Here is a 13,147-nt window from a genome sequence, read left to right as displayed (position 1 = left end):
TTCTCCTTCGTCGGGGGTTGTCGGTCAGTCCGTGCGCAAGGCGGGCGGCGCCATCTGCAGCCACGGGCTCAGGCGTTCGTAGAGATGGGTCAGCTGCAGCACCGAGAGATCGCCGCGCGGGCGGCCGATGATCTGCATGCCCATGGGCAAGCCCCGCGCGTCGAACCCCACCGGCACGCTGATGACGGGGCAGCCCGACAGCGTGCCGGGCGTGACCACTTCCATCCACCGGTGGTAGCTGCTCATGGCGCGGCCCGCGATCTCGCGTGGCCAGTGTTCTTCGACGGCGAAGGGAAAGACCTGCGCCGTCGGCAGCGCGAGAAAGTCGTGCTGGCCGAACAGGTCCAGCAGCGCGTCGTACCAGGCGGTGCGGTCGGCCAGTGCCTGTTGCACGTCGTTCACGGACAGCGCGCGGTACTGCGCCACCTCCCATTGCAGCTCTGGCTTCATCAGCGCGCGCGAGGCGGGTCGGTCGTACGCGGGGCCGTGCTTGCCGCCGAGACTGAAGTGGCGCAGCACCGTGAAGGAACGCCAGATGCGGGCCCAGTCGAACTCCGGCCGGATCGCCTCGACCCGCACGCCCGCCGCGCCGAAACGCGCGAGCGCGGATTCGCACAGCGCGAGGATGCCGTCCTCGAAGGGCAGGTGCCCGCCGAGGTCGCCGAGCCATCCGATGCGAGTACCGGCAAGGTCTGTGTCCAGCTGCGCGTGCCAGTCGGGCACCGTGCCGTCCAGCGACAGCGGCGCGCGCGCGTCGTAGCCCGACTGCACCGACAACAGCAGCGCGAGGTCGTCCGCGCTGCGGCCCATCGGGCCTTCGGTGGTCAGCTGGCCGAGAAAGGCGTCGCCGCGCGGCCAGAACGGCACCCGCCCCTGTGAAGGCCTGAAGCCGAGCACGTTGTTGAAGCCGGCCGGGTTGCGCAGGGAGCCGCCCATGTCGGCGCCGTCGGCCACGGGCAGCATGCGCAGTGCCAGCGCGACCGCGGCGCCGCCGCTGGAGCCACCGGCGCTGAAGCGTGGGTCCCAGGCATTGCCCGTGGCACCGAACACCGGGTTGTAGGTGTGCGAGCCGAGCCCGAACTCGGGCACGTTGGTCTTGCCGATGAAGATCGCTCCGGCCTCGCGCATGCGCTGCACCATCACGGCGTCGACCGTGGGCACGTTGTCGGCGAACAGCGGCGAGCCGAAGGTGGAGCGAATGCCGCGCGCGGGCGCCGTGTCCTTGATGGCCTGCGGCAGCCCGTGCAGCGCGCCCAGTGCATCGCCACGCGCCACGGCCGCGTCGGCGGCGTCGGCCTGCGCCAGCACCTGCTCGCGCGGCACCATCGAGACGATGGCGTTGAAGCGCGGGTTCAGCGCATCGACCTGCTGCAGGAAGGCGCTCACCACCTCGCGCGACGAGAGCGCGCGGCGGCGGATGAGCGCGGCGAGTTCGCGCGCGGGCAGCTGGCAGATGTCGGGCACGCGCACGGGGTTGAAGTCGTCCGGGGCCGTCGCGGTCATGGCGCCGCGGCCCCGATGCGCAGCAGCGCCTTCAGCAGCTTGTACTGCTCGTCGAGCATCGACTTGCCCAGCGAGACGCGGCAGCCCCGCGCCTGCGCGGCCGCGAGCAGCGGCGTGATCTCGGGCGTCATGATGATCTCGGCCACGTCGGTGTGCGCGCCCAGGTGTTCGGTAGGCAGCGGCAGTGGGTCGCCCGCGTGCATGCCCATCGACGTGGTGTTGACGACCACGTCGAAGCCGCGCGGATCGTTGTCGCCCGCGACGGTCCTGCAGTGCGGGTGCGCCGCGGCCACATCGGCGGCCAGCGACGCGGCCCTGTCCCGCGTGCGGTTGTGCACGACCAGTTCCGCCGCGCCCGCCTCGGCGATGGCGAAGGCCACCGCTCGCCCTGCGCCGCCGGCGCCGATCTGCAACACGCGCCGGCCGCGCAGCGTGATGCCGCTGTGCGCCAGGCCGTCGACGAAGCCGGTGCCGTCGAGGTTGTCTCCGGTGAGGCGGCCGTCGCCGTCGCGTCGCACGAAGTTGACCGCGCCCACCAGCGCGGCGCGCGGCGTGGTCGCGTCGAGCAGGGGCAACACGTCGATCTTGTGTGGAATGGTCACGCCGAAGCCGCGCACGTTCTGCATGCGGCGGATGGCGCCGATCACCAGCGGCAAATCCGGCGGCGACACGTGCAGCGGAGACACTGCGATGTCGTGGCCTTCCGCGTCGAAACGCTCGTTGAGACGGTGCGAGCCGACCACATGCGCCACCGGGTCCGCCAGCATCAGCAGGATGCCGGTGCGGCCGGTGATCTTCATCGGGCTTCCTTCAGCGCGGCGCGCACCGCGTCGGCAATGCCTTCGGCCGTGAGGCCGTGGCGCTCGAAGAGGTATGGCATCGAAGCGCCCTGCGCGAACCTGTCGCGCACGCCCAGGCGCAGCAGGCGCGTGCCGCTGCCCGCCTCGGCCAGCACCTCGGCCACCGCGGAGCCCAGGCCGCCGACGATGGAATGGTTCTCCACGGTGACGATCAGGCCATGGCGCCTGGCTTGCGCCTGCACGAAGGCTTCGTCGAAAGGCTTGAGCGTGTGCGCGTTGGCCACGGCCACCGCGATGCCCTGCGCCCGCAATGCGCGCGCGGCGGCCCGCGCGGGCTCGACCATCAGGCCGGTGGCGATGAGGAGCGCGTCGCCACCCTTGCCGACGCTGACGTCAGCGCCAACGCCCTTTTCGAGGCCCTCCAGGGGCTGGATGCGTCCCAGTTCCAGCGGCTCCCACGGCGTGTCCGCGGGCAGCGCGGCCGGCGCGCGCAGCATCCGCAGGTACACCGGCCCCTTGTGGTCGGCCGCCGCGCGCACCGCGGCCGGCACCTGCGCCGGGCCCGAGGGCTCGATGACCGTCATGTTGGGCAGCGCGCGCATCAACGCGATGTCGTCGATGGCCTGGTGGCTCACGCCCAGGATGGTCGACAGGCCCGGCAGGAAGCCGACGATCTTCACGTCGGTGCGCGGGTAGGCCACCTGCATCGCGATCTGGTCGAAGGGCCGGCGCGTGGCGAACACGCAGAAGGTGTGCACCCAGGCCTGCAGCCCGCTGCGCGCCAGGCCGCCCGCGAGGCCCACCATGTTGGCCTCGGCGATGCCGGGGTTGATGAAGCGCTCGGGGAAGGTGTCGCGAAACAGGTCGGTCTCGGTGGAGGCCGTGAGGTCGGCCGAGAGGCACACGATGTTCCGGCGCTCGCGGGCGAGCGCCAGCAGCGTCTCGCCGTAGTAGCGCGGAATCGCCGATGCGGCAGTGGCTGCGGTGGCGGGCGTGGCTGTGTGCGCACCGCCCTGGGTGAAGTCGTCGACCGCGAGCGTCATGCTGTTTCTCCCAGTTCGAGCAGGGCTGCATCGGCCACGTCGGCCGGCAGCTTGGCGTTGTGGCTAATCACGCCTTCGAGCAGGCTCACGCCCTTGCCCGGCACCGTGGTCGCGACGATCATGGTCGGCCGCTCGGCCTGGCCGCGCGCGGCGGCAAAGGCGGCGAGCAGTGCGTCGAGGTCGTGGCCGTCGACCTCGATCACCTGCCAGTTGAAGGCACGCCACTTGTCGGCGATGGGGTTCAGCCGCAGCACGCTGTCGGTGTGGCCTTCGACCTGCATCCAGTTCAGGTCGAGCACCACGCACAGGTTGTGCAGCCCTTGCGAGCCCGCGAGCATCGCGGCCTCCCACACCTGGCCCTCTTCGAGCTCGCCGTCGCCCAGCACCACGTTCACGCGGTATGGAATGCCGCGGATGCGCGATGCCAGCGCCATGCCCGCGGCCACCGACATGCCCTGCCCCAGCGAGCCGAAGGTGCCCTCGACCACGGGACCCAGGCGCTCGGACACGTTGATTTCCAGCGCCGAGCCGTCCTTCACGTAGTCGTCCAGCGACGCGGCCGGAATCATGCCGCGGAGCGCCAGCACCGCGTGGAACAGCGCGGAGTTGTGCGCGGTCGAAAGCAGGCAGCGGTCGCGCGCCTCCCAGCGCGCATCGGCGGGGTCGATGCGGGCCTCGTTGAAGTACAGGGCCGCGAAGATCTCGGCCGCGCCCAGCCCCTGCTGCACATAGCCTTGCCCGTGCCTGCGCACCAGTTCGATGACCTGGCGGCGCAGCGTGTGCGCCACCTGCTTCAGCTCGCCCACGGGCAATGCCAGCCGGTCGCGCGCTTGCCACTGCGCCCGGAAGGCGCTCGGGCTCAAGCTCGACGGCGCGCTCATGCCGGCACCTCGAAAGGCGTGGGGTCGAGAAAGCGCTGCAGCACGTTGCCCGTGATGCGGCTCACGTTGTTGTCGTAGCCGTTGTGGCTCAGCGAAAGCACGTACGAGATGGAGCCGGTCGAGAACACGGCGCCGCCCCGTGCGGTCTCGAAGAACACCATGTCGGCGCGCACCAGCGCGTTCTGCTCGCCGTCCAGGCCGTGCACCGTGGTGCGGTATTCCTCGGGCGTGGGCAGCGCGCCGGGGCCCAGGCCGTGCGAGGTCGCGAGCATCACCGCATGCGGCGGCGAACCCAGGCCGACGTCGAAGCGGTCGATCTCGATGCCGACCGCGCCGCCGATGCGCACGCCGTAGTCGCCGATGCGCTCGCCCTGCTCGATGCCCTTCACCGCGAAGGCCACGCGCGGGTTGGCGGCGTCGGGCGTCAGCAGGTAGTAGCCGGCATGGTCGTACACCATGGCCGCGAAGCCCACGCCGATGAGCTTCTGCGGTGCGAAGCCGCTGTGGCGCCACAGCGCGCCGGGCTCGCCGGTGCCGGCCAGGTTGAGTTCGCCGGGGCGCGACTCCCAGGTGCGCGTGCCGGCCATGCCGCGCCGCACCTCGACGGCCGCGGGCGCCTTCGGGTGGAAGGCGCAGCGCCAATAGAAGCCGTTGGCGCCCAGCGCCAGGTGGCGGCCGCCGGCGTTCTGGTAGGCCATGATGCCGTTCATCATGGCTTCGCTGTAGTACTCGGGGTGCGAGAGCGTCGCGAGCACCGGGTAGCCCGCGAGCGCGCCCACGCCCTGCCGGTCGAGCTCCACGTCGGTGATCAGGTCGTAGTCGATGCCCTTTTCCTCGAGCCAGTCGATGAAGTGGGTGTCGATGGCCAGGTTGCCGGGCTGCGAACGAGGTCGCATGTTGAGCACCGGGCGCAGCCACGAGCTGTAGGCGCGGCCGCTGCCATCCACATGGTGGTCGTAGGTGGACTGGCCGAGCTCCGGGTGTTCCTGCAGGTAGACGTCGTCTCCGGTGAGCATCAGCAGGCGCTCGGTCAGCACTTCGAAATGAACCGAATGCAGGCGCAGCGCGCTGTTGGCATAGGCCATGTAGGTCATGGTGGCCGCGAGCACCGCCAGCTTGGCGCGCGGCGCATCGGCGGCGGGCGTGACGAAGAAGCTGATGTAGGTCTCGGTGTTCTGCGCCGCGTCGGTCGACACGGGCCGCAGGCGAAGCGCGTGGAAGCCCGAGCGCCATTCGCGCGGCACGTCGAGCACCAGCGTGGCGGGCCAGCCGCAGTCGTAGATGTCGTCGCTGTGGAAGTGAATGGCGCCGTACTCGCGCGGCGCCAGGCGCCAGTCGTGCACGTCGCCGGTCCAGTGCACGCCGGTCATGCCGCGGCATGGCAGCTGGTGCAGCACGCCGTGCAGGCGGTTGGGCGAGCGGTCGGTCACCTCCAGCGTGTCGATGCCGGCGCTGAAGTCCCAGCAGGCGATCAGGTTCGCGTCGGCCAGGCCGGGCGGCGCGAGGTCGTCGGCGCGGCGCAGCGCCTCGGCCGAGAGCACGCCGGCCACGATGCGCGGCGCTTCCACCTTGCCGTCGAAGTGCGCGGTGGTGCGCAGCGTGGCGAGCTCGGCGTGATGCGCTGCAATGGTGAACGGGCCCTGCGAATCGAGACGCCATGCGCCGGCCGGGTGCGTGGCGCGCCTTTCATGGCGCGCCTCTGGCATCACGCCATCGGCCAGCCGGCTCTGGTGCGCGACCAGCTCGCCGGTGGCGGGGTCGATGCTGCCCTGCACCCAGTACCAGCGGCGCTCGTCGAGCGCGGCGCCGGTCGAGACCTCATGCGCAGCGCCCTTGCCACCGTGGCCGCCTTCGCCACCCACGCGCACCGTCACGCCGCGGCGCGACACCTGCAGCGCGTAGCCGTGGCCGCTGTCGTCGTTCCAGCGCGCGAGCACGGTCTGCGGCGCGTCGCCCAGGCGCGTCGGCCAGATGTAGCAGCCGAAGGAAAACGCCCCCGTGGGCACCAGCCTGCGGTCAGTGGGCACCGACATGCTGGAGCCGCAAGGCACCTCGTGCCATTCGACGGCATGCACGCCGTCGATGGGCGAGACGAGTTCCTCGAACTTGAGGCCGGGGCCGGTCGCGTCGGCGTCGGCGCAGCGCACGCGCAGGAACCTGGCGTCGGCCTGCGCGAGCCGGCTGCTGAGGTGGAACCGGATGCGTTCGCCCGCGCGCACGCTGAGGGTGTCGGGGTAGCCGACGAAGGCGTTGGTTTCGAAGGGAGTGGCAGTCATGGTCGTTCGTTCTTCGTTCAGTCGAGCTTGAGTTCCTGGCCTGTCAGTACCTGCCAGCGCAGGCCGAACACATGCCACTCGGCGTCGTCGAGCGAATCGAAGGTGCGGTCGTGGAATACCTTGACCTTCTGGCCGCGCTCGGGCGGCATCTGCGCCAGGGCCCAGCGCCGGCCCGGCTCCAGCACCACCAGCAGGTAACGACCGCCGGGTGGGCCCCAACGCATGCGGTGCAGCAGCTTCTGCAGTTCCGCGCTGTGCGGACCGCGGATGTGGCTGCGGAATTCGCGGGCCAGGTCGGTGCGCTGCGGGTCGAGGCGGTAGGAGGCGGCGTTCGGGTCGCTGGTGTGATCCATCATCAGGGCGGACTTTCTGCTTGGCGGGATTGGTTGCGCAGCGCGAGCAGCTCGTCCGCGCGCGCGGGGTTGGCGTCGATTTCTCCCAGCACGCGCAGGAAGTCGCGTCCGCCCTCGATCAGGTCGTCGCGAATCGCGGTGCGCACGGCTTCCACGTCGCGCTGCTGCAGGCCGCGCAGCACGTTCACGTGCTGGTGCGCGCCGTCGTAGCGCGGGTGCCCGTGCGGGTAGAGAAAATTCATCATCGGCCCGACCTGCACCCAGATGCGGTCGAGCAGCTCGGTCAGCTGCGGCATGCCGGAACGGCGGTAGATGCCGAAGTGAAAGTCGAAGTTGTGCTGCAGCGCCGCGCGGTAGTCCTTGGTTTTCTCCGCGCGCATCAGCAGGCGATGGCTCTCGGTGAGCTGCTTGATGGCGGCGTTGTCAAGCAGCGGCACGGCGCGCTCGGCCGCCAGCGGCTCCAGCGACAGGCGAATGTCGCGCAGCTCGATGTACTCGGCCAGCGACAGCATGCGCACGCGGATGAAGTAGCCCTCCTTCATCTCGAGCGCACGGTCCCGCACCAGCTGGATCAAGGCTTCCCGCACCGGCGTCTCGCTGGTGCCCATGGTCTTGGCCAGCTCGCGGATCTTCAGGCGCTGGCCGGGCTGGAAGGTGGCCGACATCAGTTGCTCGCGCAGGTGCTCGTAGATCTGGCTGGCCAGATTGACACGTTCGACCACATTGATACCGGTTGCCATTGAAATCTCTCCTTGATTGCGGGTTGCGTAGATTCGCGCGGCCTAGATTGTGGCGTTGGCGAAGCAGTGCACCGCAGCAGGCATGGCTCAGCGGCCCAGCCAGGCGATCCAGCGGTCGCGCAGCATCTGGCGGTTGTTGCCGATCCACTCGTAGTCGGCCACGATCAGCTTGTCGAAGTTCTCGGCCGAGGTCGCCAGCATGGCGCGACGCTCGGGCGGGAACAGGCTGGCGGTCTTGCCGTTGCCGGTGTCGTAGTTGACGGCGTTGACGAAGGCCACGTGCTGCTCGGGCGACGAGGCGTAGAAATAATCGAGGTAGGCCATGGCCGCCTTCGGGTGCGGCGCGCCCTTGGGAATCGACATGTAGCCCACGTCGCGAATGGCGCCGTCCCACGACACGTTGATCGGCACCTTGGCCCCCATCAGCGAGATGAGGCGGCCCGAGTAGCCCATGCTCATGACCACTTCCTTGTTGCGCAGGATCTGCTGCAGCTGGTCGCCGCTCTTCCACCACACGGTGACGTTGGGGCGGATCTTGTCGAGCTTCTTGTAGGCGCGGTCGAGGTCGAGCGGAAACAGCTTGTCGGGCGCCACGCCGTCGGCCAGCAAGGCCGCGACCGGCACCCACCATTCGCGGTCGCCGGTGTCGGGCAGGCCGCGCGGGCCGGGGAACTTGGCGGTGTCCCAGAAGTCGGCCCAGGTCTTGGGCACGTTGGCGCCCTTGAAGGCCTCGGTGCTGTAGCCGATCTGCATGCCGCCCACGGTGCGGATCACGCCGTAGGGCGTGCAGGCGCCTTTCACGCCATTGGCCACCACGCTGGGCAGCTTGGCGCAGTCGATGGGTTGCAGCAGGTCTTTCTTCTGCACCAGGTCGGGCGGCGTGGCCGTGACGATGTCGAATTCCATGCCGCCGCTGCGCGCCATGGCCTGCACCTTGGCCCACTGGTCGGGCACCTCGATGGCGGCGGGCACCACCTCGACGCCCTTGGCCTTGGAGAACGGCGTGTAGAAGTGCTGCACCAGCGTCTTCTCCATCAGCCCGCCGGTGGTGGCGATGACCAGTTCCTTTTCCAGCGCCTGGGCGTGGACGGCGCTCGCGCCCACCAGGGCGGCGGTGCAGGTCAGCGAAGCGAGCGAGGCGCTCTTGCATCGATCGAGCCATTTCGTCATGACAGTCATCGCGAACTCCTTGTGAATGAAGACCAGGAAAAAAGAGAAAAGGGAAGAAAAAGGAGGGAAGAAGGCGCGGCCCTCAGCCGCTCTTCTCGTTGCGCCGCCGCTCCAGCACGCGCAGCAGCGCCACCGCGATCAGCACGGCGATGGACAGCAGCGTGAGCAAGGTGGCGATGGCCGGAATGATGGGCGTGAGGTTCTGCTCGATGTCCTCGAACATGCGCCGCGGCAGGGTGCGCTGGCGCACGCTGGAGACAAAGAAGGACACCACCGGCTCGTCGAAGGAAATGATGAACGCGAACAGCGCCCCGCTCAGCAGCCCCGGCACGATCAGCGGCAGCGTGACGTGGAAGAAGGCGCGCGGCCGGCTGGCGCCGCAGCTCATGGCGGCGGCCTCGAGGTCGGGGTCGACACGGCTCAGCGCGGCCGACACCGTGAACACCACGAAGGGCAGCGCCAGCACGGTGTGCGCCGCGACGAAGCCGCCCAGCGAGCCCACGATGCCCAGTTGCTGGTAGAACAGGTAGCAGGCCACCGCCACCGCGATGTGCGGTGCGATCACCGGGCCGATCACCAGCAGCTGCGTGGCCGACCTGAAGCGCGCGGTGCCGCGCACGATGGCGTAGGACACCATGGTGCCGATCACCACCGAGCACAGCATGGTGAGCGCGGCCACCTGCAGGCTGAGCAGGGCGGCCTTGCGCCATTGCAGGTCGCCAAAGAACTCCTCGTACCAATGCAGCGTGAAGCCGCTCGGCGGAAACTCCAGGAAGTCGGCCGGGCTGAACGACATCGGCACGATGATCAGCGTGGGCACCATGATGAAGAGCACCACCAGCCACACGTAGGCGCGCAGCGAGAAGGCGCCGAAGTCGAAGCGGGCGCGGTTCACTCGGTTCGTGCGGTTAGAGTTCGTCGCGCGGTCGGTCATGCCCCTCCCCCCATCAGCCGGTTGAAGCTCACGGCCTTGTTGAAGACCATGGTCAGCGTGGCGACCACCACCATCAGCACGCCGATGAGCGCGGCGGCAAAAGGCCAGTCGAGCATTTCGCGCACCTGCTGGGACACCAGCGTGGCGATCATCAGCTCCTGCGGGCTGCCGATGAGCGCGGGCGTCACGAAGAAGCCCAGCGCCGACAGGAACACCATGAGGCAGCCGCTCAGCACGCCGGCACGGCTCAGGGGCAGCAGCACTTCGAAGAAGGCGCGGCGGCGGTTGGCGCCCAGCATGGCGGCCGCGCGCATGTAGTCGTCGGGAATGTTCTTCAGTGCCGAGTAGATCGGGAGGATGAGAAACGGCAGCAGCACGTGCGCCATGGCCAGCACCACCGCGCCTTCGGTGTAGAGCAGCGTGAGCGGCTTGCCGGTAAGGCCCAGCCACTGCAGCGCGTTGTTGACGATGCCGTCGCGGCGCAGCAGCACGATCCACGCGGCCGTGCGCACCAGCACGCTGGACCACAGCGGCAGCAGCACGCACGCGGTGAGCAAGGCGGCGGTGGCGCCCTTCACCTTGGTCATCATGTAGGCGATGGGAAAGCCCAGCACCAGCGCGAGCGCGGTGGTCAGCAGGCTGATCCAGCCGGTGCGCAGCATCACGCGCAGGTACACCGGGTTGTCGAACACGCGCTGGTAGTTGCCCAGGCCCACATGCGGCTCCAGGAAGCTGGTCGACAGCAGGCTCAGCAGCGGATAGAGGAACACGACGAGCAGCAGCGCGAAGAAAGGCGCCAGCAGCAGGGCCGACGCCGCCACGCTGAGCTGCCGGCTGCCCAGCCACAGGCGCTGGAACGGCGACGGGGTGATCAGTGCGACTGCGGCGGTCATCGGGCCGCGCCCTTTCTGTCTGCCTCTTTGCCCACCTCCTTTTTCGCCTCTTGGCTCACCTCTTCGCCGTAGATGCGCAGTGCCTCGTCGGGCCAGAGCAGGCCGACGCGGTCCCCGCTGGCCACGGTGACGCGGCTCGGGTCAGGCAGCCGCGCGCGCAGTTCGGTGCCGTCGGCCAGCCGCGCGATGCACAGCACGGTGGAGCCGCTGTAGATCACCCCGGTGATGGTGGCGCCGAGCGCGCCGGGCGCATCGGCGCGGCCGAGCGAGATCTGTTCAGGCCGCAAGGCGGCCACCGCGGTGCTGCTGCCCGCGACGCGCCCGACCAGCGCGTCGTTGCGCACCTCGCGCGGCGCGGCACCGCCGGGCAACTGCACCAGCGCCCCATGCGCCCGCAGCGAGCCGACCTGCACCGGCACGAAGTTGGTTTCGCCGATGAAGCCGGCGACGAAACGGGTGCGCGGGCGCTCGTACAGTGCCTTCGGCGCGTCGAGCTGCTGGATGCGGCCCTGGTTCAGGATGGCGACGCGGTCGGCCATGGTGAGCGCCTCGCCCTGGTCGTGCGTGACGAACACCACCGTGATGCCGAGCTGCGACTGCAGCCGCTTGATTTCCAGCTGCATCTCTTCGCGCAGGTTCTTGTCGAGTGCGCTCAGCGGCTCGTCCATCAACAGCACCTTGGGCCGGTAGACGATGGCGCGCGCCAGCGCCACGCGCTGCTGCTGGCCGCCCGAGAGCTGCGCCGGCATGCGCTTGCCGTAGCCCGCGAGGCGCACGGTGGCCAGTGCCTCTTCGGCCAGCCGGTGGCGCTCGGCCCGGGCCACGCCGCGCATCTTCAGCCCGAAGGCCACGTTGTCGAGCACCGAGAGGTGCGGGAACAGCGTGTACTTCTGGAACACCATGCCCAGGTTGCGCTGGCTCGCGGGCAGGTAGGTGAGGTCTTCGCCGTCGATGGAAATGCTGCCGGCGTCGGGCAGCTCGAAGCCCGCGATGCTCATCAGGATCGACGTCTTGCCCGAGCCGCTGGGGCCGAGCAGTGCGATGAATTCACCGGCCCGCACGCTGAGCGACACATCGTCCACCGCCTGCACCGAACCGAAGCGCTTGCTGAGTCCGCGGATCTCGATGGCGCCGCCACCGACGGGGGCGGCCGTGGGGGCGGCGCTGGAGGTAGAGGTCATGCGTGCGTTTCCTTGGCGTCAGCGGCGGCCGAAGCGTGCCGCCACCGCGGCGAAGGCGGGGTCGGTGGCCTGCAGCGCCAGGTCGATGTCGTGCTCGGTGTGCGCCAGCGACAGGAACATGTTGTGCTTCGGGTGCATGTAGACGCCGCGGCGCAGCGCCTCCACGGTGAACACCGCGCCCTTGTCGAAGCCGGGGTCGTCGTCGAAAAGAATCAGCGGCAGCGCGGCCGGCCCGGTCTGGCGCACCGGCGTGCCGTGGCTCGCCGCCTGCGCCTCGATGCCGTCGCGCAGGCGCTGCCCCATGCGCTGCACGTGGCCCACCACGTCGGCGGCATCGGCGATCTCCAGCGTGGCCAGGCCCGCGGCCATGGCCACGCCGCCCGACCAGAAAGAGCCCGTGGTGTAGATGCGGGTGGCGGCTTCGCGCAATGCGTCGACGCCGGTGACGGCGGCCAGCGCGTAGCCGTTGGCAATCGATTTGCTCCAGGCGCTGAGGTCGGGGCGCACGCCCACGGTTTCCCAGCTGCCGCCCGCATGCACGCGAAAGCCGGCGCGCACCTCATCCAGGATCAGCGCGGCGCCGGCCTTGTCGCAGAGCTCGCGGGCACGGCGGGCGAACTCGGGCGTGGGCAGGGCCTGGTCGATGCCCAAGTCGTGCTTGAAAGCGGCGCAGACGATCGCGGCAAGGTCGTTGCCCGCGGCGTCGGCCGCCGCCTCGAGGCTGGCGACGTCGTTGTACGTGTACTGAATGAGGTGCGCCCGGTCTTCGGACGTGACGCCGGCCGGCACCGGGGTACACCACGGATCGGCACCGTGGTACGCCTTGGTGGCCACCAGCACCTTGCGCTTGCCGGTGGCGGCGCGCGCGACCATCAGGCTGACGGTGGTGGCGTCGGTGCCGTTCTTCTGGAACAGCACCCAGTCGGCGTGCGCGCTGCGCGCCACGAAGCGCTCGGCCAGTTCCACGAAGCGCGGCGTCGGGCCGTTGAGGCAATCGCCCAGTGCCTGCTGGCGCTGCGCCGCGGCATCGACCTCGGGGCGGTGGTGGCCCAGCAGGTTCGGGCCCCAGCTGCACATGAAGTCGATGTAGGCGTTGCCGTCGACGTCCCACACGCGGCAGCCCTCGCCGCGCTCGAAGAACTGCGGGTAGCCCGCCGGCAGCGACGCCGCATTCAGGTGCCCCGTCATCCCGCCCGGCACCACCTTCGCGGCACGTTGGCGCCATGCGGCGTCCTGGCGATTCGACAAAGCTTGCGAGGCAACGGACGACATTCGAGATCCTTGGATGTTGGCGATTTGCGGCATGATATATCATATTTAATCCACTGCACAACCCCGAAAAACCGGTGCAGCAACCCACACCCGGAGACACT

At 69.6% G+C, this 13,147-nt stretch carries 12 protein-coding genes; all 12 read right to left on the bottom strand.

The features are described 5' to 3' along the window. Positions 1–24: 24 nt before the first annotated feature. The 12 genes from AB6807_RS37295 to AB6807_RS37240 all read right to left on the bottom strand — a co-directional run bounded on the left by AB6807_RS37295 (position 25) and on the right by AB6807_RS37240 (position 13,046). Positions 25–1,503: an amidase gene (locus AB6807_RS37295; protein WP_371088532.1), complete on the bottom strand. Its 1,479-nt coding sequence runs from the start codon at positions 1,501–1,503 to the stop codon at positions 25–27. Next, positions 1,500–2,303, bottom strand: coding sequence for a shikimate dehydrogenase (locus AB6807_RS37290; protein WP_371088531.1), 804 nt, complete (start codon positions 2,301–2,303; stop codon positions 1,500–1,502). The genes AB6807_RS37295 and AB6807_RS37290 overlap by 4 nt, the downstream gene beginning before the upstream one ends. Next, positions 2,300–3,346 carry a transketolase family protein gene (locus tag AB6807_RS37285; RefSeq protein WP_371088530.1) on the bottom strand — a complete coding sequence of 349 codons (1,047 nt, stop codon included), beginning with the start codon at positions 3,344–3,346 and terminating at the stop codon, positions 2,300–2,302. Before AB6807_RS37285 ends, AB6807_RS37290 begins: the two co-directional genes overlap by 4 nt. Then, on the bottom strand, positions 3,343–4,227 hold the full coding sequence (locus AB6807_RS37280; protein WP_116912752.1) for a transketolase: 885 nt from the start codon (positions 4,225–4,227) through the stop codon (positions 3,343–3,345). The genes AB6807_RS37285 and AB6807_RS37280 overlap by 4 nt, the downstream gene beginning before the upstream one ends. Then, positions 4,224–6,503, bottom strand: a complete 2,280-nt coding sequence (locus AB6807_RS37275) for a N,N-dimethylformamidase beta subunit family domain-containing protein (protein ID WP_371088529.1) — start codon at positions 6,501–6,503, stop codon at positions 4,224–4,226. The genes AB6807_RS37280 and AB6807_RS37275 overlap by 4 nt, the downstream gene beginning before the upstream one ends. Before the next feature lie 17 nt (positions 6,504–6,520). After that, entirely contained in the window at positions 6,521–6,856 is a 336-nt protein-coding gene (locus AB6807_RS37270) for a hypothetical protein (protein WP_116912750.1), read from the bottom strand. 2 nt (positions 6,857–6,858) lie between these two features. Beyond that, on the bottom strand, positions 6,859–7,596 hold the full coding sequence (locus AB6807_RS37265; RefSeq protein WP_116912749.1) for a GntR family transcriptional regulator: 738 nt from the start codon (positions 7,594–7,596) through the stop codon (positions 6,859–6,861). 87 nt (positions 7,597–7,683) lie between these two features. Beyond that, a complete protein-coding gene (locus AB6807_RS37260; protein WP_371088528.1) occupies positions 7,684–8,775 on the bottom strand; it encodes an ABC transporter substrate-binding protein in 1,092 nt (363 codons plus the stop codon). 73 nt (positions 8,776–8,848) lie between these two features. Beyond that, on the bottom strand, positions 8,849–9,661 hold the full coding sequence (locus tag AB6807_RS37255) for an ABC transporter permease (RefSeq protein WP_207786808.1): 813 nt from the start codon (positions 9,659–9,661) through the stop codon (positions 8,849–8,851). 35 nt (positions 9,662–9,696) lie between these two features. After that, positions 9,697–10,593, bottom strand: coding sequence for an ABC transporter permease (locus AB6807_RS37250; protein ID WP_371088527.1), 897 nt, complete (start codon positions 10,591–10,593; stop codon positions 9,697–9,699). Beyond that, on the bottom strand, positions 10,590–11,774 hold the full coding sequence (locus AB6807_RS37245) for an ABC transporter ATP-binding protein (protein ID WP_371088526.1): 1,185 nt from the start codon (positions 11,772–11,774) through the stop codon (positions 10,590–10,592). Before AB6807_RS37245 ends, AB6807_RS37250 begins: the two co-directional genes overlap by 4 nt. An 18-nt stretch (positions 11,775–11,792) precedes the next feature. Then, a complete protein-coding gene (locus AB6807_RS37240; RefSeq protein ID WP_371088525.1) occupies positions 11,793–13,046 on the bottom strand; it encodes an aminotransferase class III-fold pyridoxal phosphate-dependent enzyme in 1,254 nt (417 codons plus the stop codon). Between the last annotated feature and the right edge of the window lie 101 nt (positions 13,047–13,147).

Source organism: Variovorax sp. RCC_210 (assembly GCF_041355175.1).
Lineage (GTDB): Bacteria > Pseudomonadota > Gammaproteobacteria > Burkholderiales > Burkholderiaceae_C > Variovorax.
Note: the sequence above shows the minus strand (reverse complement) of the source record. Positions and strands in the feature narration are given on the sequence as shown.

Excerpts from the sequence above, each read along its gene's own strand:
- AB6807_RS37285 (WP_371088530.1), bottom strand. The coding sequence starts at position 3,346 with ATGACGCTCGCGGTCGACGACTTCACCCAGGGCGGTGCGCACACAGCC.
- AB6807_RS37295 (WP_371088532.1), bottom strand. The coding sequence starts at position 1,503 with ATGACCGCGACGGCCCCGGACGACTTCAACCCCGTGCGCGTGCCCGAC.
- AB6807_RS37240 (WP_371088525.1), bottom strand. The coding sequence starts at position 13,046 with ATGTCGTCCGTTGCCTCGCAAGCTTTGTCGAATCGCCAGGACGCCGCA.
- AB6807_RS37250 (WP_371088527.1), bottom strand. The coding sequence starts at position 10,593 with ATGACCGCCGCAGTCGCACTGATCACCCCGTCGCCGTTCCAGCGCCTG.
- AB6807_RS37290 (WP_371088531.1), bottom strand. The coding sequence starts at position 2,303 with ATGAAGATCACCGGCCGCACCGGCATCCTGCTGATGCTGGCGGACCCG.
- AB6807_RS37265 (WP_116912749.1), bottom strand. The coding sequence starts at position 7,596 with ATGGCAACCGGTATCAATGTGGTCGAACGTGTCAATCTGGCCAGCCAG.
- AB6807_RS37275 (WP_371088529.1), bottom strand. The coding sequence starts at position 6,503 with ATGACTGCCACTCCCTTCGAAACCAACGCCTTCGTCGGCTACCCCGAC.
- AB6807_RS37280 (WP_116912752.1), bottom strand. The coding sequence starts at position 4,227 with ATGAGCGCGCCGTCGAGCTTGAGCCCGAGCGCCTTCCGGGCGCAGTGG.
- AB6807_RS37245 (WP_371088526.1), bottom strand. The coding sequence starts at position 11,774 with ATGACCTCTACCTCCAGCGCCGCCCCCACGGCCGCCCCCGTCGGTGGC.
- AB6807_RS37260 (WP_371088528.1), bottom strand. The coding sequence starts at position 8,775 with ATGACTGTCATGACGAAATGGCTCGATCGATGCAAGAGCGCCTCGCTC.
- AB6807_RS37270 (WP_116912750.1), bottom strand. The coding sequence starts at position 6,856 with ATGGATCACACCAGCGACCCGAACGCCGCCTCCTACCGCCTCGACCCG.